Origin of the sequence: Paenibacillus sp. FSL H3-0457 (assembly GCF_037981725.1) — a bacterium.
GTDB classification, from domain to species: Bacteria; Bacillota; Bacilli; order Paenibacillales; family Paenibacillaceae; genus Paenibacillus; species Paenibacillus amylolyticus.
The window spans coordinates 2,569,002-2,591,885 of record NZ_CP150283.1 but is presented as its reverse complement, the minus strand read 5'-3'; the positions used below and the strand labels follow the sequence as shown (position 1 = coordinate 2,591,885).

Annotated in this window: 18 protein-coding genes; all 18 read right to left on the bottom strand. The window is 46.0% G+C overall.

What is annotated here, in order from left to right:
* Positions 1 to 137: 137 nt before the first annotated feature.
* Complete coding sequence (dut, locus tag MHH25_RS11660; RefSeq protein ID WP_017689132.1) at positions 138 to 584, bottom strand: dUTP diphosphatase; 447 nt, start codon at positions 582 to 584, stop codon at positions 138 to 140.
* Positions 544 to 1,827 carry a pitrilysin family protein gene (locus MHH25_RS11655; RefSeq protein ID WP_036670399.1) on the bottom strand — a complete coding sequence of 428 codons (1,284 nt, stop codon included), beginning with the start codon at positions 1,825 to 1,827 and terminating at the stop codon, positions 544 to 546. Before MHH25_RS11655 ends, dut begins: the two co-directional genes overlap by 41 nt.
* 99 nt (positions 1,828 to 1,926) lie before the next feature.
* Entirely contained in the window at positions 1,927 to 2,922 is a 996-nt protein-coding gene (locus tag MHH25_RS11650) for a polysaccharide deacetylase family protein (RefSeq protein ID WP_127543747.1), read from the bottom strand.
* Between the two features lie 175 nt (positions 2,923 to 3,097).
* Complete coding sequence (gene pnp / locus MHH25_RS11645) at positions 3,098 to 5,200, bottom strand: polyribonucleotide nucleotidyltransferase (RefSeq protein WP_340020013.1); 2,103 nt, start codon at positions 5,198 to 5,200, stop codon at positions 3,098 to 3,100.
* A gap of 259 nt (positions 5,201 to 5,459) precedes the next feature.
* A complete protein-coding gene (rpsO, locus tag MHH25_RS11640; RefSeq protein ID WP_017689136.1) occupies positions 5,460 to 5,729 on the bottom strand; it encodes a 30S ribosomal protein S15 in 270 nt (89 codons plus the stop codon).
* A gap of 159 nt (positions 5,730 to 5,888) precedes the next feature.
* Positions 5,889 to 6,815 carry a bifunctional riboflavin kinase/FAD synthetase gene (locus MHH25_RS11635; protein WP_100529444.1) on the bottom strand — a complete coding sequence of 309 codons (927 nt, stop codon included), beginning with the start codon at positions 6,813 to 6,815 and terminating at the stop codon, positions 5,889 to 5,891.
* Positions 6,816 to 6,897: 82 nt separating this feature from the next.
* The gene (truB, locus tag MHH25_RS11630; protein ID WP_076249803.1) at positions 6,898 to 7,821 is read right to left on the bottom strand and encodes a tRNA pseudouridine(55) synthase TruB; all 924 of its coding nucleotides are present in this window, start codon (positions 7,819 to 7,821) and stop codon (positions 6,898 to 6,900) included.
* Positions 7,815 to 8,792 (bottom strand): bifunctional oligoribonuclease/PAP phosphatase NrnA, encoded by a 978-nt coding sequence (locus MHH25_RS11625; protein ID WP_076318527.1) that lies wholly within the window; start codon positions 8,790 to 8,792, stop codon positions 7,815 to 7,817. The genes truB and MHH25_RS11625 overlap by 7 nt, the downstream gene beginning before the upstream one ends.
* Positions 8,793 to 8,811: 19 nt before the next feature.
* Positions 8,812 to 9,171, bottom strand: coding sequence for a 30S ribosome-binding factor RbfA (rbfA, locus tag MHH25_RS11620; protein ID WP_017689140.1), 360 nt, complete (start codon positions 9,169 to 9,171; stop codon positions 8,812 to 8,814).
* Between the two features lie 25 nt (positions 9,172 to 9,196).
* A complete protein-coding gene (gene infB / locus MHH25_RS11615) occupies positions 9,197 to 11,782 on the bottom strand; it encodes a translation initiation factor IF-2 (protein ID WP_340020012.1) in 2,586 nt (861 codons plus the stop codon).
* Positions 11,775 to 12,104, bottom strand: coding sequence for a ribosomal L7Ae/L30e/S12e/Gadd45 family protein (locus tag MHH25_RS11610; protein ID WP_017689142.1), 330 nt, complete (start codon positions 12,102 to 12,104; stop codon positions 11,775 to 11,777). The genes infB and MHH25_RS11610 overlap by 8 nt, the downstream gene beginning before the upstream one ends.
* A complete protein-coding gene (locus MHH25_RS11605) occupies positions 12,097 to 12,402 on the bottom strand; it encodes a YlxR family protein (protein WP_036609307.1) in 306 nt (101 codons plus the stop codon). Before MHH25_RS11605 ends, MHH25_RS11610 begins: the two co-directional genes overlap by 8 nt.
* 25 nt (positions 12,403 to 12,427) lie before the next feature.
* Positions 12,428 to 13,525, bottom strand: coding sequence for a transcription termination factor NusA (gene nusA, locus MHH25_RS11600; protein ID WP_036609309.1), 1,098 nt, complete (start codon positions 13,523 to 13,525; stop codon positions 12,428 to 12,430).
* A gap of 123 nt (positions 13,526 to 13,648) precedes the next feature.
* On the bottom strand, positions 13,649 to 14,110 hold the full coding sequence (rimP, locus tag MHH25_RS11595; protein WP_036609311.1) for a ribosome maturation factor RimP: 462 nt from the start codon (positions 14,108 to 14,110) through the stop codon (positions 13,649 to 13,651).
* Between the two features lie 256 nt (positions 14,111 to 14,366).
* Positions 14,367 to 18,686, bottom strand: coding sequence for a PolC-type DNA polymerase III (locus MHH25_RS11590; protein WP_340020010.1), 4,320 nt, complete (start codon positions 18,684 to 18,686; stop codon positions 14,367 to 14,369).
* Between the two features lie 152 nt (positions 18,687 to 18,838).
* On the bottom strand, positions 18,839 to 20,293 hold the full coding sequence (proS, locus tag MHH25_RS11585) for a proline--tRNA ligase (protein ID WP_036670387.1): 1,455 nt from the start codon (positions 20,291 to 20,293) through the stop codon (positions 18,839 to 18,841).
* Between the two features lie 62 nt (positions 20,294 to 20,355).
* Positions 20,356 to 21,627 carry an RIP metalloprotease RseP gene (gene rseP / locus MHH25_RS11580; protein ID WP_036609317.1) on the bottom strand — a complete coding sequence of 424 codons (1,272 nt, stop codon included), beginning with the start codon at positions 21,625 to 21,627 and terminating at the stop codon, positions 20,356 to 20,358.
* 113 nt (positions 21,628 to 21,740) lie between these two features.
* Complete coding sequence (locus MHH25_RS11575) at positions 21,741 to 22,880, bottom strand: 1-deoxy-D-xylulose-5-phosphate reductoisomerase (protein WP_036670386.1); 1,140 nt, start codon at positions 22,878 to 22,880, stop codon at positions 21,741 to 21,743.
* Positions 22,881 to 22,884 lie beyond the last annotated feature (4 nt).

The following is a 22,884-nucleotide window of genomic DNA, read 5'->3' as shown; positions in this document are numbered from 1 at the left end:
CACATGTATGCCTTATCGTATGCAGGGGCCCACAGGGGGGTGAAAACAATAATTGCATTCCACCGTCCGTTTCTCAAATGTAAAAAAGAGCCGCCCCTGTCAGGGACGACTCTAAAGAATAGGTATATTTACGCTGCTTATTTCCCGGTATGACCGAATCCACCTTCGCCACGTACCGTTTCCGAAAGTTCATTCACTTCAGTCAATTCAACCGCAGGCACGGTCTGGAAGACGATCTGTGCGATGCGCTCTCCCCGTACAATTGTGAACGGTTCCTGACCCAAATTAATCAACAGAACTTTAACTTCTCCGCGATAATCCGCATCAATGGTCCCCGGTGTGTTGAGGCAAGTAATACCATGTTTGAAAGCCAGTCCGCTCCGAGGGCGAATCTGTGCTTCCAATCCAGCTGGCATTGCCATCGCAAGTCCGGTAGGAATCAGCGTACGCTGACCCGGCTGCAATACAACATCTTCCTGAAGTGCAGCTACTACATCAAAGCCGGATGCCAGCTCCGACATTTTTTGAGGCAGTTTAATATCTTCATTGCCCGGCAGTTTCTGTATTTGAACGTAATGCAACAAAATCATCCCTTCTCAATCCAGCGATCGTCTTATCTGAAGCGCCAACCATAGCAAGTGCAAAAGGTTCAGCAAACATCAGATCTAGTACCGCGTTAATATCGTCCATGGTAACTTGCTCAATTTTGGCAATCATCTCATCCAGTGTATGGTGTCTGCCCAGCATGAGCTCGTTTTTACCCAGACGATTCATGCGACTGCCTGTGCTTTCCAAGCTTAGAATCAAGCTGCCTTTCAGCTGTTCTTTTCCTTTACGAAGTTCATCTTCGGACAAGCCGTTAACAGCCAGGTCGCGTAGAACCTCTTTGGTCAGATCGAGCACTTCTTTGGTCTGTTTCGGTGCTGTACCTGCGTATATCGTGAAAAGTCCGCTGTCCGCATGAGAGCTATGATAGGAATACACGGAGTACGCAAGACCCCGTTTCTCACGAATTTCCTGGAACAGCCTGGAGCTCATGCCTCCACCAATGGCGTTATTCAGAACAACCATAGCGAATTGCAGCGGATCTCCGATTTTACAGCCCGGGAACGAAATACAGATATGATTCTGTTCCGTTTTCTTTTTGTGAAAGAGCTGTCCGCTTTGGAAGGCTGGCATCGTGACTGCTTCCGATACTCCATTTACATCAAAAGCACCAAAATGCTTCTCCATCAGATCGATTACACTGTCATCAATATTACCCGCGATACTAATGACCGTGTTCTCAATCGTGTAGTGCTCCTTCATATATGCACGCAGATGGCTGGAATCCATCGCTTTGAGACGTTCTTCCGTACCCAGGATTGGGTATGCGAGTGGATGCTCACCATAGGCGGCCAAGGCCATCAGATCATGAACCATATCATCAGGCGTATCTTCATACATCGAGATTTCTTCCAGAATGACGTTTTTCTCCTTGATCAATTCACCATCATCCATTTTGGAGCGGAAAAACATATCAGACAATACATCAACCGCAATCGGCAAATGTTCATCCAACACTTTAGCATAATAACACGTATATTCTTTGGAGGTGAATGCATTCACGTTACCGCCAATCGCATCGAACTGCTCCGCAATCGCCTTGGCATCATAACGATCTGTTCCCTTGAATAACATGTGTTCAATAAAATGTGATACTCCGTTACTTGCTGGTTGCTCATTGCGCGAACCTGTCTTGACCCATATTCCGAAAGACACAGAACGGCAGGTCGGTATCTGTTCCATGACAACTCTGAGGCCATTGCCCAGCTGAATTTTTTTCATGGTTGGCCCTCCTACATCTCTATAATTGCCTTGATCTCAACCTTAAAATTGAAATCGACATTTGGTTCCAACTGTTTGATATTAACAAAAAAACAACGTTCACTCAACCGCAGACGTATTTACACGTTCCGAAGACAGCGTCTCACTTACTGTTCCGAGCACCAAACCTTTGGCCCGTATGGATTGAATCATGCCCTTTAAAGCTCCCGAAGAAGCAGCTGTAGGGTGCATTAGAATTAACGTTCCAGCCTCGGTATTTTTAGCAATTTTGGCAACAACGGCATCCGGGCTTGGCTTACGCCAATCCACAGTATCTACTGTCCATAACACGGTGTGCAGTCCCATGGATGAAGCAATGTCAACGGTCTTCTGATTAAAGTCACCGGATGGCGGAGCAAACCAACGATTCTCTACGCCCAGTGTTTTATGGAGCAGATCCTGGGTTTTGCTAATTTCCAGCTTGGCCCGTTCTGCGCTCAATCGACTCATATTAGGGTGAGAATATGCATGGTTGGACATCTCATGCCCACGCTTCTGAATTTCTTTGGCCAGTTCAACATTTTTGCTTAACCAACTTCCATCCAGAAAAAAAGTAGCCTTCACTTTCTCGGCATCGAGCGTATCCAGCATCGGTTTGATGTATTCGTTCCCCCAGGCCACATTAATCATAAAAGAAACCATCGGTTTGTTTGCATTCCCCCGATAGATCGGATGTGCACCCAAATCCTTAAGCTGGATCTCCGGTTCAATCTGACGGTAGACATACGCTATTTTGGTATTCAACGTTCCACTCAGCGCCTTACGATATGTCGCTTCCACATCAATCTCCATGCCATTATAACCAGGAATCGCTTTCCATACCCGATCCACTCTGGCATTTACCGGAGCAATTTTCGTTTCAGCCGCTTTATCCCGAATCGCAGACAACAGCGCATCTTCTCCAGTTGCCTCCTTAAACATGTCAAAAGCATTTTGCGTACCTGGCCCATCACGGATCTCCGTAATGTATGTACGTACACTGCCAACTTGTCCGATCAATATGACCGCAGTCACACCCGCCAGAACAGCCGCCAGCTTTTTGGATTGGTTTCCCACAGCTCCATCCTCCCGCCGTCTTTGTCCCCATCATATGAGGACAAGGGCAAAAATATGAATGCTAAGCCATGGTTTCATCCTTGCTTTACGTATTTAAACGTTAAAAAAAGAGCCAGAAATTCACATTCTGTCTCTTCATTCAATCTATCCATTTATAACCTGTCGCTTCGGTATCCTAGGATTGAGCCGGAGCTTCAGCAGTCAAAACTGCTTTACGGGACAAGTTGATTCGACCTTGTGGGTCAATTTCCGTTACTTTTACCGTAATGGAATCACCGATAGCTACAACATCTTCCACTTTGGCAACACGTTCAGTTGACAGTTGCGAGATGTGTACCAGACCTTCTTTGTTCGGAAGTACTTCAACGAATGCACCGAATTTTTCTACGCGTTTTACTTTGCCGACATAAATCTCGCCGACCAATACTTCGCGCACAATACCTTCGATGATCGCTTTGGCTTTATCATTCATCTCCTGGTTGGAAGAAGCGATAAAGACACGTCCATCCTGTTCAATATCAATTTTAACACCGGTTTCTTCGATGATTTTATTGATAATTTTACCACCTGCACCGATAACATCACGGATTTTGTCCGGATTGATATGCATCGTTGTAATTTTAGGCGCATATTGTGATAACTGCTCACGTGGAGTTTTCAAAATTTCGTTCATTTTGCCCAAAATGTGCATACGACCTTCTTTGGCTTGCGCCAATGCATCAGACAAAATTTGACGGTTAATACCAGCAATTTTAATGTCCATTTGAATCGCGGTTACACCATCAGGTGTTCCAGCTACTTTAAAGTCCATGTCACCGAGGTGATCTTCCATACCTTGAATATCACTCAGAATGGATACATGATCTCCATCTTTGATCAGACCCATAGCTACACCCGCAACCGGAGCTTTGATTGGTACACCTGCATCCATCATAGCTAAAGTGCTGGCACAGATACTTGCCTGAGATGATGAGCCGTTGGATTCCAGAACTTCAGATACCAAACGAATCGTGTATGGGAAATCCGTTTCGGAAGGGATTACTTTGGAAAGAGCACGCTCACCCAGAGCACCATGTCCGATTTCACGACGGCCCGGAGCCCGCAATGGACGAGCTTCACCTACGCTGAATGGTGGGAAGTTATAGTGATGCATGAATCGTTTCGTTTCTTCAAGACTGATTCCGTCCAAAATCTGAACATCACCCAGTGCACCAAGTGTACAAACGCTAAGTGCTTGCGTTTGACCGCGCGTAAACAGTCCTGTACCGTGTGCACGTGGCAACAGAGATGTATCACATTCAATTGGGCGAATTTCAGCAAGTCCACGTCCATCCGGACGAACTTTATCATGCGTGATCAGACGGCGCACTTCTTCTTTGACGATATCGTGCAGAACTTCCTTCACGTCTTTGAACAATTCCGGACTTTCAATATATTTCTCTTCAAAGTGAGCAACGGTTTCGTCATTCACTACATCGATTGCATCTTGACGAGCATGCTTCTCGGCGATTTTAACCGCTTCGACCAGACGAGCGCTGGCGAATTCACGCACACTGCTGTTAACTTCAGCATTAACGGTACGCAACTTAACAGCCATTTTTTCTTTTCCAGCAACTTGCACAAGTTGTTCGATTACAGCAATAATATTTTGGATCTCATCATGTCCAAACATGATTGCTTCGAGCATCACTTCTTCCGGCACTTCGTTTGCTTCGGCCTCAACCATCATGATGGCATCCTTGGTTCCTGCAACAACCAGTTCAATATCACTAACTTCAAGCTGTGCAATCGTTGGGTTAATGATGAACTCGCCATCAATACGTCCAACTTTCACGCCACCAATCGGTCCGCTGAATGGAACATCCGAAATGCTCAATGCTGCTGATGTACCAATCATTGCAGCGATTTGCGGTTCGCAGTCCTGATCCACACTCATAACGATATTCAGAACTTGTACATCATTCCGGAAGCCTTCCGGGAACAAAGGACGAATTGGACGGTCTGTCAGACGGCTTGAAAGAATCGCTTTCTCACTCGGTCTGCCTTCACGTTTAATAAATCCTCCCGGGATTTTACCTACGGCGTACAATCTTTCTTCATAGTTCACCGTTAATGGGAAAAAGTCCAGATCTTTCGGCTCACTTGATGCTGTCACGGTACACAATACCACGGTATCCCCGTATGTTACCTTAACGGCAGCATTAGCCTGCTTGGCCAAACGCCCGGTCTCAAGCGTAAGTTTTCTTCCACCAAGCTGCATTTCAACACGCTGTTCCATGAAACCCCTCCTTTTATTCGTTCCTAATTCAATGGATTCTGCATATTCACAGTATTTCCTGCTTGTCCTGCATTCATTAGCTATGTATGGAACTTTCAACATGCTAACCTGCACAACAAAAGCTCCTCACGGAGCCCCATCTACAAATATATGGCAACATGTTCATCTACAAAACAACCCGGCTGTAAGTTCCGCTTGTCCTTTTAGACAAAAGAATGACGGATAACAGCCAGGTTGATTTTGAAAACATGTACGATAATTAACGACGCAATCCGAGTTTTTCGATCAGTGCGCTGTAACGTTTAACATCTTTGTTTTTCACATAAGCCAAAAGCTTACGACGTTGACCTACCATTTTCAAAAGTCCACGACGTGAGTGGTGGTCTTTCTTATGCGTACGCAAGTGGTCTGTCAAACTTGTGATGTTTTCCGTAAGGATAGCAACTTGCACCTCTGGAGATCCTGTATCGGACTCGTGAGTTTTGTGCTCGTCGATCAGTTGTTGTTTACGTTCTTGAGTCAATGCCATCCTGTTCACCTCCTTCAATATAATCGCCATTAGCCTCGTCACCGCCGGTGAGAGCAAGCAACCAAGCCAAGGTTAATGTTGTCTCAATCGACAACGTAGTACAGTATATCATAATTGCCTAGTTAAAGTAAATGTAAACATGCATTTAATCCTGAACCTTTAAGATAACAGGCGGCCGGCAGTTAATGCATCTTCACGAATCTGGCTAATTAATGCATCAATGGAGTCAAACTTTCGTTCTGCACGAATATAGTGAACGAGCTCAACCTTTAGTTCCTGGTCATATAAGTGTCCATCAAAATCAAGCAGGTGCACTTCAAACGTAGGTTTCATCCCGCTTTCGTGAAACGTAGGTTTCACACCGAGATTCATTACCCCACGCAGTTCCTGTTCGCCATACTGCACACGAACAGCGTAAACACCCTTCGACGGGGTAACGTAATGATCCGTGAGTTCAAGGTTGGCTGTAGGAAATCCAATCGTTCGTCCACGCTTCTCCCCGTGAATGACGGTTCCTCTGATGCTGTAAGGTCGGCCAAGCCAATGACTGGCCTCATCCATCTCCCCACGCTTCAACAGGCCACGAATGAGAGAACTGCTTACTTTTTCACCATTTAACAAGAAAGGAGGAACGGTTTCCACCGTCATCTCTCCTTCTCCCAAAGTACGAAGAAGTTGTTCATCCCCTGCACCCTTGTGACCAAAACGGAAGTCAAAACCCACCACCGCTGTTCGTGTCTGAAGAGGAATCAACAAGTCGTGTACGAATTGTTGCGGCGTCAACCGTGAGAAATCCTCATTGAACTCCACCACATAGAGTACATCAACGCCCATTCCTGCCAAGATCTCTTCTTTATCTCTCAAGGGAGTTAAATAACCCTCGTAATCCCCTTTGCGCATAACTTCCTTCGGATGTGGATGAAAGGTCATGACCGCTGCCTGCATGCCCGTTTCCCGCGCAATGCGGACAGCTGATAAAATGACACTTGCATGTCCGAGATGCAGTCCGTCGAATTGACCAATCGCAAGCACTTGGGGCAGTGTGCTCAGCTCAGTCGAATGTAACGTCTGCGGATAGGTTAGCATTACGGTTTTCACAATCATTCACCTGCATTTCACTAGATAGGCCAAGCTAGAGCATCACCACAACTCCAAGCCCGAAACCTCTTTATTCCGGCAAAAAGACTTTAACTGCCCTCACCGTTGGTTTTAGTTCATCCCGCTCAAATATCCCCAGAAACGTACCATCCTGAGCATACAACCGCAGCAAACCAGGTTGCTCCACAGGCGGTTCCAGAAGACGCGCAGACAGTTTCTGACCTTGCAGTGCTCCTTTGGTCAGTTCTTCTCCAACCTTGTGGGCCGGAATTGAAGCAATAGCCTCGTCAACAGGAATCAGCGCCTCCGCCAAAGTCCCGTCAGCCATAAGTTGTTCCACTTCTTCAATACGAAGACAACGATCTGCAGAGATACCTGCCGATATCGTACGCTCCAGTTGAACCATGGTTGATGGATATCCAAGTTGCCGACCAATGTCTACACACAATGTCCGAATATAAGTACCTTTTGAACATAATGCCCGGAAGGATATATCGGTGGTCTCACCCTGAGTCTCAATCCCAGTGAGTTCGAGCTCATAGATTGTGACCTCACGGCTCTTACGCTCTACCGTCTTACCTTCACGAGCAAGCTCATAAAGACGTTTGCCGTCTACCTTTACCGCAGAATACATGGGTGGTACCTGTGAGATCGTGCCCAGAAACTGCTCAAGCACCTGTTGAACCTGTTCCTGTGTTACTTCCACAGTCGTTTCAGCCCGCTCAATGACTTCCCCTGTCATATCCTCTGTGTCAGTAGACAGTCCCAATCTCAGCGTAGCCAGATATTCCTTCGGAAGCTCCTGCATGTACTCCACCACACGTGTCGCCCGTCCAAGACAGAGCGGCAGAACGCCTGTAACTTGTGGGTCAAGTGTGCCCGTATGCCCAATGCGCTTCATTTTGAGAATGCGACGCATTTTGGCTACAACATCATGAGAAGTAAATCCCGCCGGTTTATATACCGGAAGTACACCTTCAAATGGCTTTACCATTGTGAATTCACCTGCTTCAGCACTTTTGCGATAATATCATCAAGTCTGCCTTCCAGACGACATCCGGCTGCGAGCACATGCCCGCCTCCGCCAAAGGTCTGTGCTAGTGCAGCAACATCAATTTTACCAGCTGAACGCAAAGAAACCTTGACTGCATTCTCGTTGATGACTTTGAAAAAGATACCAACTTCCACGCCCTGAATGTTGCGCGGATAGTTCACTACCCCTTCAAGATCTTCATTAGCTGCTCCACAAGCCACCATATCATCTGGTGTAATAACAACCCAGGCTATCTTTCCATCATCTGTCATCTGCAGGCTTGATAGTGCCTGATTCAAAATCCGAACTTGCGGAAGAGTCACCTGCTCCAACAAGGTCTGGGCGAGATAGGGTCCATCCACGCCATGTTCAAGCAGTCTGGAGGCAGTTGTCATTACATTTGGGCTGGTGTTGGCATAGCGGAATCCACCTGTATCGGTAAGCAATCCTGTATAAACTGCCGTCGCAACATCTTTATCCCATGTTACTTGGAACAGGTTAAGAAAATCGAACAAGATTTCAGCCGTTGCAGCAGCATCAGACTTAATGATGTTAACTGTACCATAACCGTCATTTGTAGGGTGATGATCAATATTCAAAATAACAGCATCGTCTTCGAAATAATGACGTGTCAAACCTACTCTGGCAAAGTCTGCACAATCCACACAGATAACAGCTTTATATTTTCGCTGCGGTGGTTGTTCGGTCATGTTCACAATGTTGCCTGCTTCCCACAAAAATTGCATACGCCCGGGGATTTCACCTTCATTAATCATCGTGAATGTCTTACCCAGACATGACAGCAGCCAGCCCACCGTTACCGTCGAGCTGACTGCGTCACCGTCCGGCTGTACATGCGACACGACCAGGTAATCATCATGCTCCAGCAGAAATTGCTTTCCGGCCTGGAGCGCCTGTTCATAAGTGTGCATTGCCGTCTCCTCTATTCTGTTACTGGGATTCGTTCTTGTCGGAACCAATATCGCCAAGCAGCTTCTCAATTCGGCTGCCATAAGCGATGGATTCGTCAATCTTAAATATCAACTCGGGAACATGCCGGAACCGGATACGTTTGCCCAGCTCCGAACGCAAAAATCCATTTGCTTTTGCCAGAGCTTTCAGCGTGTTATCTTTTTGTTCCTGTTCACCGAAGACACTCAGATAAACTTTGGCTTGCGACAAGTCTCCTGTCACTTCGACTCCCGTTACCGTAATAAAGCCGATACGTGGATCTTTCAGTTCAGACTGGATGAGCAGACTTATTTCTTTCTTGATCTGCTCGCCCACTCTACCTGTACGAATCTTAGCCATTGTTGTTCACCTCATGCTTCCTTGCTTATCGTTGTACTGTCTCCATAATGAAAGCTTCGATAACGTCGCCTTCTTTGAGATCATTATATTTATCAAGTGTGATACCGCACTCGTAACCTTGTGCTACTTCTTTGGCATCATCTTTATAACGTTTCAGGGAATCCAGCTTACCTTCGTAAAGGACAATGCCATCACGAATCAGGCGTGCTTCCGCAGAACGCGTAATTTTACCCGAGGTAACCATACAACCAGCGATGGTACCCACTTTACTGATGGAGAACGTGCTCCGAACTTCAGCATGACCGATAACTTTTTCTTTGTAGATCGGATCGAGCATACCTTTCATCGCTTGTTCAATTTCTTCGATAACACTGTAGATCACGCGATGCAGACGAATGTCTACTTGCTCTTGATCTGCAGTTGATTTCGCCTGGTTATCAGGACGAACGTTGAAACCGATCACGATAGCATTGGATGCTGCAGCTAAAATGATGTCGGATTCTGTGATTGCACCAGCGCCGCTATGAATAATTTTCACGCGTACACCTTCAACTTCGATCTTCGCAAGGGAACCTTTCAATGCTTCAACCGAACCTTGTACATCACCTTTGATGATTACGTTCAGATCTTTGATCTCGCCATCTTTGATGTGCTGGAACAGATCATCCAACGTCACACGAGTATGCGTACCCAGATCGGATTCACGTTGCGTGATCGAACGTTTGTCAGCGATGGAACGCGCTTTGCGCTCATCTTCAAACACCATGAATGGATCTCCCGCACCTGGAACTTCAGTCAGACCTGTGATTTCTACAGGTGTTGAAGGTCCAGCTTCTTTCAATTTGCGACCTTTGTCATTGACCATCGCACGAACACGACCGAAGCAGTTACCTGCAACGAAAGCATCGCCGACTTTCAATGTACCGTGCTGTACGAGGATACGTGCAACTGGGCCACGTCCTTTATCCAGCTCGGCTTCAATCACTGTACCACGGGCACGTTTGTCCGGGTTCGCTTTGTATTCGTTCACTTCTGCAACGAGCAGAATCATTTCAAGCAGACCTTCCAGACCCATTCTTTGTTTCGCTGACACGTTAACAAAGATGGTATCTCCGCCCCACTCTTCCGGAACGAGTTCATAGCTGGTTAATTCTTGTTTCACTTTATCTGGATCAGCGCCCGGCTTGTCAATTTTGTTGACAGCAACGATGATTGGTAGCCCAGCAGCTTTGGCATGGTTAATCGCCTCAATGGTCTGTGGCATAACACCGTCATCCGCAGCTACGACAATAATCGTCATATCCGTAACTTGTGCGCCACGTGCACGCATCGCTGTAAACGCTTCGTGACCCGGAGTATCCAGGAACGTGATTTTTTTGTTGTTAATTTCAACTTGATAAGCACCGATATGTTGCGTGATTCCGCCTGCTTCGCCATCGGATACATTCGTAGAACGAATCGCATCCAGCAAAGTAGTTTTACCATGGTCAACGTGACCCATGATCGTAACTACTGGTGGACGAGCCTGCAAGTCAGCAGCATCATCATTCTCTTCCAGTGTTTCGAAACGGTCATCTTCAAGCACAATCTTCACTTCAACCTCAACACCGAATTCACCTGAAAGCAGAAGGATCGTTTCGATATCAAGCTCTTGGTTGATTGTTGCCATAACACCCATAGCGATGAGCTTTTTGATAACTTCGGAAGCATCCTTATGGAGCAACTTCGCTGTTTCACCAACGGTCATATCACCACGAACGATGATTTTCTTAGGTGTGTTATCAATTTTCTCACGTTGTTGGTACTGTTGTTGATTTCTGTTGCGGTTGTTCTTGCCACCACGGTTACCACGGAAGTTACCGCCACGGTTGTCATCATAACGACGTCCACCGCCACCGCTGTTCGAACGGTTACCACTATTGTTGTTGCTGCCAGTAGTACCACCTGGGCCGCTTCTACGTTGGCCTTGTCCTTGGCTCTGACCTTGGCCACCGCTACGGTTGCCAGCAGTACCTGTATTACCACCGCTGTTAGGGCCTGAAGTTCTTACTTGACCGCCACCGCTGTTATTCGGACGTTGACCCGTTCCTTGCGGACGGGATGCAGTACTGCTTTGTCCACCTTGAGCTAGTTTTGGACGGTTAGTTGATTGTCCCCCTTGGCTTGAGCCTTGGGAAGAGTTCGTTCTGTTGCGACTGTCTTGGCCGCTGGGTCTTTGAGTGCCATTGTTATTGTTGGAATTTGGTCTATTGTTCATACCTACCTGCTTTTCCTGTTGTATTTTTGTTTGTACGGGACTACCGGATGGGTTGCTGCTAATCGGCGTGTTCACTCCGCCGGCCGGCTTGTTGCTGTCCACTGGTTTGTCACTGCGTACTGCCGAAGTTGCAACTGGTTTTGCATCGTTGCCTTGTTTCGAAGCAGCAGTGGATTTTATATCTTTAAAAAATTGTTCCACCTTACCGACTGAACCATTCTCCATGACACTCATATGATTGTTTACGGGAATTTCCAGCTTTTTAAGAATGGTTATAATTTCTTTACTACTCATATTAAGGGACTTCGCATATTCATAAACCCGCAATTTATCCTTGTTTTCCTGTTTACTCAATATACTCCACCTCCGACATTATACCGACTTGCTTGGAGATCATTTTTGCAAACCCTCGATCCGTTACTGCAAGAACAACACGCGTGTCTTTACCGATACTTGAACCCAGACTATCCCGGTCAAATCCGATCAACAGAGGAACCTTATAAGTTCCGCATTTATCGCGAAATTTCTTTTGTGTATTGGCTGAGGCGTCACCCGCAACAATAACCATTTTAGCTTCGGAAGAACGGATCGCTTTAAGTACAATTTCTTCACCTGTTACAAGTTTACCTGCACGCATAGAGAGTCCCAAATAAGACAGCGTTTTAATATTAGTCATGTTCACGCTCCTGTGCTGCTATGAATTCATCCTCAACCGCGATGAAGTCAGCTGCTAATTGCTCGTAAATTTCAGGTGAGACTTTGCCTTTTAACGCCCGATCCAAAGCCCGGTTTTTGAGTGCGAGCTTAAAACAGGACTCTTTGCCGCATAAATAGGCACCACGTCCGGATTTTTTGCCAGTCAAATCGATCAGCACTTCATCCTCTGGCGTTTTAACAATGCGAATCAGCTGCTTTTTGGGCATCATTTCTTGGCATGCCACACATTTGCGCAGCGGCACTTTTTTTGGTTTCATACGTCAGCGCCCCCCGTACTTTACTTTAGTCGACGGAGACGGAATCCTGATGCATTTCAGAAGAAGAATCTTTTTCTCTGCCGAATTCCTGTTCCGCCTGGCTCTCGCTCTTAATGTCGATTTTCCAGCCGGTTAATTTGGCTGCCAATCTGGCATTTTGGCCTTTGATACCAATTGCGAGGGACAGTTGATAGTCCGGAACGATAACCCGAGCCATCTTTTCTTCCTCAAATACATGAACTTCCAATACTTTGGAAGGACTCAGTGCATTAGCAACATATTCGTCTACCTGATCGGAGAAACGAACGATGTCGATTTTTTCACCGCGCAGCTCACCCACAATGGTCTGCACGCGCATTCCCCTAGGACCTACACAAGATCCAACTGGATCAACTTCCTCGTTGCGGGAATGAACGGCAATCTTGGAGCGGAACCCTGCTTCGCGAGCGACGGAGCGAATTTCAACTACACCGTCAAAGATCTCAGGCACTTCCAGTTCAAAGAGACGTTTCAAGAGGCCCGGATGGGTACGGGACAAAATGATTTGCGGCCCTTTCGTCGTATTCTCGACCTTGGTGATATACGCCTTAATACGGTCACCATGAACAAACTTCTCGTTCGGCATCAATTCGGTCAGCGGTAAAGCCGCTTCGATTTTGCCCAGATCGATGTAGATATTGCGCAAATCCTGACGCTGCACCACTCCCGTAACGATATCTTCTTCCTTATCTACGAAAGCGTTGTAGATCAGGCCGCGTTCGGCTTCACGAATCCGCTGGGTCACTACCTGTTTGGCAGTTTGTGCCGCGATACGTCCGAAATCACGCGGCGTAACTTCAATCTCCGCAATATCTTCCAGCTGGAAGTGTGGGTTGATTTCTCGTGCAGCAGGCAATGAAATTTCGGTACGTGAATCCAGGACTTCTTCCACGATCAATTTACGGGCATACACCCGAATAACTCCCGTATTACGGTTCATGTCAACACGCACATTCTGGGCCGTGTTGAAATTCCGCTTGTAGCTGGAAATTAGTGCAGCCTCGATCGCTTCAAACAGCACATCCTTGCTGATCCCTTTTTCCCGTTCCAATTCATTCATTGCTTCAATAAAATCCGTACTCATGAATGTTGATCCCCCTTTCAAACATGGCATCTCATACGTAAAACGGCGAAAGGCTCTGAACTCATGAGCACCTTGCCGTTATCGTGAGATGTGTCTTTTTCATTAATAAAGTGAACAAGGCACTTAAAACAAAATAGCTAGGCGCGCACTGGCAACCTTATCATAAGAAATGGCATGCTGTTTTTTGCCTGCTTCGATCACGAGTTCATCGTCATCAAAGGAAAGCAGCTTGCCTTCAAATTCCTTCAATCCGTTCACCGGCTCGTAGGTTGTAACAAAAACATTTTTGCCTACAGCTTTGGTAACGTCCTCAGGTTTTTTCAGTGGACGCTCCGCACCGGGAGAAGACACTTCAAGGAAATAGATGGTTGGAATCGGATCGTTCTCATCCAGCTTGGCGCTCAGCTTTTCGCTGATCAAGACACAATCGTCGATGTCGATGCCACCCTCTTTGTCGACATACACCCGTAAAAACCAGTTGCTGCCTTCTTTGACGTATTCGATGTCAACCAGCTCGAAGCCTTGTTCGTTCAAGTAGGGTTGGATCATTTCTTCCACGGTAGATTTAATGTTCGTTGTGCTCAAAACCAATAACCTCCAACTTAGGTTACACCAGCAAAAAAGCACTGGCAGATTATTCAATACCCAAGATTCTTGTATACCAAAGACTAAAGAGTGGGTTTCCCCACTCTTTAGAAATTCGTACTATCTCGTTCACTTCAAAAATTATAACATAGTCTGGTAATAGTGACAAGTAAGCGATGCTTCAGGCAGTTTACTTACTAATGAAGGAAAAATTACGTTCCCCCAACAATCGCTATGGTTAGATCCAAATTCAATCCTAGAAAAGGGAAAGCTGATTGCTCTCTGGCAAGCCACGGAAACATCCCATATTCGACAGGAGTTCAACAATGGTCTTACTTGCTTTCGACTTCTGCTGGAAGTCTTCCACTGACAGGAATTCACCATGATCTCTTGCCGCAGCAATATTGCGAGCTGCATTATCCCCGATTCCTGCCAAAGCTGAAAATGGAGGGATTAGTGTTTTTCCGTCAACGATGAACTTTGTCGCTTCTGAACGGTATAAGTCAATGGATTTCAGCGAGAATCCGCGTGCTGCCATTTCCAGACCCATTTCCAGGACAGGTAACATATTTTTCTCTTTTGGAGGTGCCTGGAAACCTAATTGCTCAATTTCCGTAATTTTGCGATAGATCGCGTCATATCCCTGACACATCAGTTCGATATCAATCTCATCAGCTCGAACAGTAAAGTAAGTTGCGTAATATTCAATCGGATGATACAGCTTGAAGAACGCCGTACGTACTGCCGAAATAACATAAGCGGCCGCGTGAGCCTTCGGGAACATGTACTGGATTTTGAGACACGAATCAATGTACCATTGAGGCACTTTACAATTCTTCATCTCGTCAATCCATTCCTGTGGCAGACCCCGTCCTTTACGAACACTCTCGGTAATCTTAAATGCCAGACTTGCGTCCATTCCCGTTTTATAGATCAGGAATAACATGATATCATCCCGACAACCAATTACCGTCTTAATGTTACACGTTCCGTTCTTAATCAGATCCTGGGCGTTTCCAAGCCATACCCCTGTACCATGGGACAATCCGGAAATCTGCAGTAAATCGGCAAAAGACGTCGGCTGGGATTCAACAAGCATCTGACGTACAAACTTCGTTCCCATCTCTGGCACGCCAAACGTCGCGACTGGCGACCTAATCTGTTCCGGTGTAACACCCAGAGCGTCGGTTGAGTTAAACATGCTCATGACTTTGGGATCATTCATCGGAATGGTCGTTGGATCGACCCCTGTCAAATCCTGTAACATCCGCATCATAGTTGGATCATCGTGCCCCAGAATATCAAGTTTCAGCAAGTTTTCTTCAAAAGCATGATAATCAAAGTGTGTCGTTTTCCACTCCGCATTAACGTCGTCAGCCGGAAACTGAACAGGTGTAACGTCTTCGACCTCGATATAATCAGGTACTACGACAATACCACCGGGATGCTGACCAGTACTCCGTTTCACCCCAGTACAGCCAGAGGCCAAACGATTCAATTCAGCTCCACGCCATTTCTTCTGATGATGTTCCTCGTACTTCTTGGCAAAACCAAATGCTGTTTTCTCAGCCACCGTACCGATGGTCCCCGCACGGAAAACACTCTTCTCACTAAATAGTACTTTCGTATAGTTATGAGCATGAGGCTGATAATCACCAGAGAAGTTCAAGTCAATATCGGGAACTTTATCTCCCTTAAATCCAAGGAAGGTCTCAAACGGAATATCCTGGCCTTCTCCTTTAAGTGTGCCACCACAATCCGGACACTCTTTCTCTGGAAGGTCAAATCCACTCCGAACACTGCCGTCCAGGAACCACTCGCTGTGTTTGCATTCTGAATTCACACAAATATAATGAGCAGGTAGTGGATTAACCTCGGATATACCCAAAAATGTAGCAACAACAGAGGAGCCTACCGATCCCCGCGAACCTACGAGATAACCATCCTGATTCGATTTTTTAACCAAGCGTTCCGAGATCAGATAGTTGGCAGAAAAACCGTATTTAATAATTGGAATGAGCTCTTTTTCTAGTCGTGCCACGATTACTTCTGGTAATTCCTCGCCATAGATGGACTTGGCAGTGTCATAACAGGTATTACGGATTTCTTCGTCCGCACCTTCCAGAATCGGAGTAAACAGTTTGTCCGGGAATAACTTAATTTCCTCAAAACGATCAGATAACTCTATCGTATTTGTAACAACGACTTCGTAAGCCTTATCTTGGCCCAGGAACTGGAACTCTTCCAGCATTTCCTCTGTCGTTCTAAAATGTGCATCCGGTTTACGTTGATCTTTGAGTGGACTAAAACCTGTAATTCCGTGAATGGTGATATCCCGATATAACTTGTCACGCGGTTCCAAATAGTGCACGTTACCTGTGGCTATGACTGGTTTATTAAATTTTGCACCTATATCAATGACTTTACGGATCGCTGTTTTGATTTCTTCGGGTGTAGCCACCAACCCTTTATCCACCAAATGCATATACATGGTAAGTGGTTGAATCTCCAGTATGTCATAAAACTCAGCGATCTCTTCCGCTTCTTCGAGCGATTTGTTAAGCACCGCTTCGAAAAACTCCCCTTTTTCACAGCCCGATATAATAACAAGGCCTTCACGCAAATTAATCAGTTTCGATTTGGGAATGCACGGTACCCGCTTGAAATGTTCCGTATGAGAGAGAGATACCAGCTTGTATAGATTTTTCTTACCGACATCATTCAATGCATAGATTCCACAATGGAAAGGTCTTGTATTCGACAAGTCGACACCTACATAATCGTTCAAGCGATCAAGCCTCGTTAAACCTTTCATCTGAGCAGCATCATTTAATAATCCGATCAGTATACCCGCGAGTGCAATCGTATCATCAATGGCACGGTGATGACTTTCAAGTCCAACCTTATATTTATCTGCCATCGTATTCAGACGGTGGTTCTTATTTTTTGGAAATAACAATCGCGCCAGTTCCAACGTGTCAAGGACAGGGTTAGGAAGCTCTGGCATTCCAATTTGCTTCAGGGAAGCCTGGATAAAGCCCATATCAAAACGTGCATTATGCGCAACAAGCACACCATCACCAGCAAACTGCACAAACTCACGAATGACAGGCTCCAGCTCAGGTGCGTCTTTTACCATGTCATCATTAATATTGGTCAATTGCTGAATGTTGTAGGGAATGCGTTCATGCGGATTCACAAACGTTGCAAATCGGTCGATTTCTTTACCATCTTGCATCTTCACGGCTGCAATCTCAATGATTTTGTTCTGTGTTACCGACAAACCTGTGGTCTCGATATCAAATACGATGTATGTTGCTGTTTGAAGATCCAATGGCTGAGGAGCCATTACAACGGCAACAGAGTCATTCACAACATTGGCCTCAAGGCCGTAGATCATTTTAATCCCGTTTTTCTTAGCAGCCTTGGAAGCCTCGGGATATACCTGCACCCCACCATGATCACTGACAGCAATAGCTTTATGTCCCCACTCCGCTGCCATTTTCACGTATTTGTCAATTGAAGTTACAGCATCCATGGTACTCATCGTAGAGTGCAAATGGAACTCCACCCGCTTCTCTGGTGCATTATCTTTACGAGACGGCGGTGCTTTAACTTCAATCAAATCCGAAGGAATCATGGCGAGTTCAGGAATTTGCATAAACCGGTCATATTCTACACGACCACGCACTTTCACCCATTTACCATTAGCCAACAAACTGAGAATTTTTACATCTTCTTTTGTTTTGGCAAACATCTTCATTTGCATGGAATCCGTGAAGTCGGTCAGGTAGAAGGTAAACAACGTATTTCCGTTTCGCAGTTCTTTACGATCCAGACCAAACACCGAACCTTGAAGCGTGACCTTTTTCTCTTCATCCTGGATTTCCTGCATGGGTACTGCTGGCTCCTTGATGTCATAACCCATTTGCAAACGCAGATCACCCTGCTCCTCATCCACCGGGATTTCTGTGTCCACTTCACTCATCATCTTCTCGATGACCTCAAGTTCTTCTACACGTTTTTGGGCCTGGAACTGTTCCATGGCCTCTTTATTACTTCCCACTTCACCCACTTGCATCTTGATGCGAAGAGGTAGATGAAAGTATTTTTCATAGAATTTCGTAATAGCCTGATCAATCTGTTTCTTACGAGCCAATTCCATCGACGTTGCATCACTCATTGTCAGTTGTAGAAGATCCTCTTCACATTCAAAGGTTGTCCGGTTCATCCAACCATTTACAGATGGAATCTCACGGGTAACCCACTCCAGAAACAGATTCCAATATTCACTGACGATATCACCATTTTGTACTTGGTCCGTGTATTTGAAGCCAAATGAAATTTTGGCGATATGATTCATTTTCTCTTGGATATGCAGGCAAAATGTGCGATAGATTGGAGCGGGTACCAACGTATCCTTTGCAATCAGAATATTCCATTCCCGATTACTTCGATTGGTCTCTACTTGTTCAATCCATCCATCCAAAAAATAGGGATCTAACAGACCAGCCGGAAGCTCTGCCTGTTTCATCAACAACTCAAACCGTTTTCTTTTCTCCTCGAATCCGCTCATCGTGTTCCTCCTTGTACCCCCTTAAAGCATGAAAAGCCCCTGCATTCAAAAATGTCACCGATCCGAACTCGCACCGACTCATTTTATCCGACAGAAGCTCTCCATTCATTACTTAAACGGTGAATAAGTGCTTTTCGTCAAGTGATCCTGACTTAATACGCTCTTGCAAACACAACCGTGTGTTCTGCCTGTTCACCACAAGCCAGGCACGTATGCTTTTCTTCAGCAGGCTGGAACGGAATGTTCCGGCTTGTTGCACCTGTGACTTCTCTTACTTTATCTTCGCAAGTTTCCGAACCGCACCATCCGGCCAGTGTAAACCCGCGTTTATTTTCCATCAGTTCTTTCATCTCATCGAGTGTATCCACGGAGTAGAAGTTATCCGACATAAATGTGCGGGCACGCTCTAACATATCTACCTGGATCTGTGTCAGCATAGCCTGGATCTCTTCTACCAGGTTTGCTTGTTCTACCACTTTCTTCTCACCTGTGATCCGTGATACGAGTACACAAACGCCATTTTCCATATCACGTGGACCAATCTCTAGACGAATCGGAACACCGCGCATCTCGTATTCATTGAATTTCCAACCTGGGCGAACATCGCTACGATCATCCATTTTCACACGGACTCCAGCTTTTTTCAACTCAGTGAACAACTCATCTGCACGCCCAACAACAGCATCACGTGTTTTAGGAGGCCCAATTGGAATCATGACCACTTGAGTCGGTGCGACTTTAGGAGGAAGTACGAGACCACGGTCATCTCCATGAACCATAATTAATGCACCGATTAAACGTGTGCTTACTCCCCATGAAGTAGTGTAAGCCAGCTCCAGCACATTATTCCGGCTAAGATACTGGATTTCAAATGCTTTTGCAAAGTTCGTCCCCATGTAGTGAGATGTACCTGCTTGTACTGCACGTCCATCCTTCATCATGGCTTCGATCGAATAGGTATCCACCGCACCCGCAAACTTCTCGGACTTGGTTTTCTGACCCACAATTACAGGAATAGCCAAGTATTCCTCAACCACTTCACGATAAATCTGAAGCATTTTCATCGTTTCTTCACGTGCTTCTTCTTCCGTCTCATGCGCTGTATGACCTTCCTGCCACAGGAACTCACTTGTGCGAAGGAAAGGCAATGTTCTTTTTTCCCAACGAACTACGTTAGCCCACTGGTTGATCAGTACCGGAAGATCCCGATAAGACTGAATCCACTTGGAATACATGTGACCAATAATCGTTTCGGATGTAGGACGGATTGCCAGACGTTCTTCCAGCTTCTCTCCGCCAGCTTCCGTAACCCATGGTAATTCAGGGTTAAAACCTTCCACGTGCTCTTTTTCCTTTTGAAAGAAGCTCTCAGGAATGAACATCGGGAAGTATGCGTTGCGATGACCCGTTTCCCGGAAACGACGATCCAACTCATCCTTAATATGTTCCCAGATTTCAAATCCGTCTGGTTTGAACACAATACAACCGCGTACGGGTGCATAGTCCATGAGATCAGCTTTTTTGATAACATCAATGTACCAGCGTGAGAAATCCTCACCCTGTGGTGTGATTTCAGTCACGAACTGTTTATCATTTTCCTTTGACATAAGACTCCAGCGTCCTCCCATAACGACTATCTCTGAATGTCCAGAGCGTAGTCCAACCGTAATTATCCGTTAATTAAACGTAATATATCATTGTAAGTTACTGCCAGCATCAACACAAACAACATCGCAAATCCGACGAAATGCACCATGCCTTCGCGATTGGGATCAACAGGTCTGCCGCGCAGCGCTTCAATTCCCAAAAATACCAGACGACTGCCGTCCAGTGCAGGTATTGGTAGCAGGTTGAAAATCCCAAGGTACAGACTCAAAATCGCTGCCCATCTCGTTAACTGTTCAATCCCTTGTTTAGCAATTTGTCCTGTCACTTCAAATGTGCGAACTGGACCACCGATATCATCCATGTTGAACTGATTGATCAGATGTTTAAAACCTTCAAATATTATTTTGGTTGTATCAACCATGGCCACGCCTGAGACTTTAAATGTCTCTACAAATCCAACAGATCGGGTTGGTAACGTAGGTACAATTCCCACTTTACCGCCCTCTTGTCCTTCTACAGCACGTGGAGTAATCGTTATATTAAACGTATCCGAACCCCGGCGTAGCGTCCATTCCATCGGCTTGTCTTTGGAATCGGCAATCATCGACACCATTTTTTGTGAATCCGTACCAATTGCAGTACCATTGATGGTTTCGATAATATCGCCCTTTTGCAGGTTCGCCTCATCGGCTGCCCCACCTTCAAGCACTTCACCAATTACAAGATTTTTTGGATTTTCCACTGGAACTCCTGCCATCTGCGCATATACAGCAAACAGCACAAAGGCCAAGATAAAGTTCATGAGTGGGCCCGCAAAAATAGCCAATGCACGCTGTCCAACGGTTTTGCTGCCGAATTGACGATCTTTCGGTGCAATCTGCGTTTGTTTACCACGACTTACCAACATTGCTTGAGGATGAATACGATACTCCTGAATCTCTCCATCTACATCGAGTTGAAGCTTCAGCGCTCTCTCCATATCAATGGAGATGACTTCACCACGTATTACATTTTTACGGTTATCCAGCTGATCCAGATAGATCATCTTCACCTGGTCATCCGCTGATCTTACCGCAATGGTCTGTCCTTCCTGGATCTCTACCAGTTCCGGATCTTCCCCTGCCATCCGTGCATATCCACCAAAAGGCAACAAACGCAATGTAAACTGGGTCTCGTTTCTTTTATATGAGAACAATTTGGGACCAAAACCGATCGCAAACTCCCGTACAAGAATACCGGCGCGTTTGGCAAAATAATAATGCCCCCATTCATGAACCGTCACGATGACAAAGAACATGAGCACCGTTAGAAATACCACTTGTATGGTTTCCAATCCCTATCCATCCTCCTTCACGGCACATACCGCAGTCTGTCCCTCTAGATTATCATTATTCTCTGATGCCGCACAAGAGAATCACTTCTTCCAATTTGTTATGAAAAAAGAGATTACAGACTCGCCGCAAGCTTACGGCTCTCCTGATCACAACGCGCGATCTCCTGAAGATCAGGCTCGTCCACATTGTGGTGTGCTTCCAGCACAGAAGCAATAATATCTTCTATTTTAAGGAATGAAATCTCTTTACGCAAGAAACGGGCTACAGCAACCTCGTTGGCTGCATTAAACGCCGTTGTTGCGGTTCCTCCCATTTTACCACACTCATACGCCATTCTTAAACACGGGAACCGTTCCATATCCATATCACGGAAATGTAATTTCCCAGCTTGAGCAAGAGACAGACGCTGTGCCGGTGATGGCAAGCGGTCAGGGTAAGTCAGTGCATATTGAATTGGAACTCGCATATCCGGATTCCCCAGTTGTGCGATGATGCTTGTGTCATCAAATTCCACATAGGAATGAATAACACTCTCTGGGTGAAGCAATACATTAATCTGATCATATCGAAGACCAAATAACCAATGTGCTTCAATGACCTCGAGCCCCTTGTTAACCATCGTTGCCGAGTCTATCGTGATTTTGGAGCCCATTGACCAATTTGGATGTTTAAGTGCATCCTCTATAGTCACGTTCTTTAACTGTTCACGGGTAAGATCACGGAATGATCCACCTGAAGCGGTGAGCGTGATGCCTGTCAGGCGTTCTTTGTTTTCACCATTTAAACATTGGAATATAGCAGAGTGCTCACTATCAACGGGCAGTAAAGAAACTCCTTTGGCAGCCGCTCTTGTCGTAACGATATGCCCCGCTGTAACCAATGTCTCCTTATTGGCCAGTCCGATCTGTTTGCCTGCATCTATGGCAGCAAGCGTTGACTCCAATCCAACACTGCCCACCACCGCTGTAACAACCGTATGCGCATCGGTTCCTGCCGCAACTTCTACGAGTCCTTCGTTGCCATAAAATAGTTGCGTTCCTGCTGGCAAATGTGGAGCTATCTTCTCCGCCAGTTCTTTGGACCCCACTGATACTTTCTTCGGCCGGTAACGTTTGGTTTGTTCGATCAGCAGGTCTGTATTGCCTCCGGCAGCCAGTCCCTCCACTTGAAAGAGTTCTGGATGCATGTCAACTACATCCAGTGTCTGGGTTCCAATGGAACCGGTTGACCCAAGAATCGCAATTTTTTTCATGCTG

Excerpts from the sequence above, each read along its gene's own strand:
- rbfA (WP_017689140.1), bottom strand. The coding sequence starts at position 9,171 with ATGGCTAAGATTCGTACAGGTAGAGTGGGCGAGCAGATCAAGAAAGAA.
- rpsO (WP_017689136.1), bottom strand. The coding sequence starts at position 5,729 with ATGGCATTGACTCAAGAACGTAAACAACAACTGATCGACGAGCACAAA.
- nusA (WP_036609309.1), bottom strand. The coding sequence starts at position 13,525 with ATGAGTACGGATTTTATTGAAGCAATGAATGAATTGGAACGGGAAAAA.
- MHH25_RS11590 (WP_340020010.1), bottom strand. The coding sequence starts at position 18,686 with ATGAGCGGATTCGAGGAGAAAAGAAAACGGTTTGAGTTGTTGATGAAA.
- pnp (WP_340020013.1), bottom strand. The coding sequence starts at position 5,200 with ATGGAACAGCGTGTTGAAATGCAGCTTGGTGGAAGAAAACTTACGCTT.
- MHH25_RS11635 (WP_100529444.1), bottom strand. The coding sequence starts at position 6,815 with ATGCTAACCTATCCGCAGACGTTACATTCGACTGAGCTGAGCACACTG.
- proS (WP_036670387.1), bottom strand. The coding sequence starts at position 20,293 with ATGTCAAAGGAAAATGATAAACAGTTCGTGACTGAAATCACACCACAG.
- MHH25_RS11610 (WP_017689142.1), bottom strand. The coding sequence starts at position 12,104 with ATGACTAATATTAAAACGCTGTCTTATTTGGGACTCTCTATGCGTGCA.
- MHH25_RS11575 (WP_036670386.1), bottom strand. The coding sequence starts at position 22,880 with ATGAAAAAAATTGCGATTCTTGGGTCAACCGGTTCCATTGGAACCCAG.
- MHH25_RS11625 (WP_076318527.1), bottom strand. The coding sequence starts at position 8,792 with ATGCACACTTATGAACAGGCGCTCCAGGCCGGAAAGCAATTTCTGCTG.
- MHH25_RS11655 (WP_036670399.1), bottom strand. The coding sequence starts at position 1,827 with ATGAAAAAAATTCAGCTGGGCAATGGCCTCAGAGTTGTCATGGAACAG.
- truB (WP_076249803.1), bottom strand. The coding sequence starts at position 7,821 with ATGGTAAAGCCATTTGAAGGTGTACTTCCGGTATATAAACCGGCGGGA.
- MHH25_RS11605 (WP_036609307.1), bottom strand. The coding sequence starts at position 12,402 with ATGAAACCAAAAAAAGTGCCGCTGCGCAAATGTGTGGCATGCCAAGAA.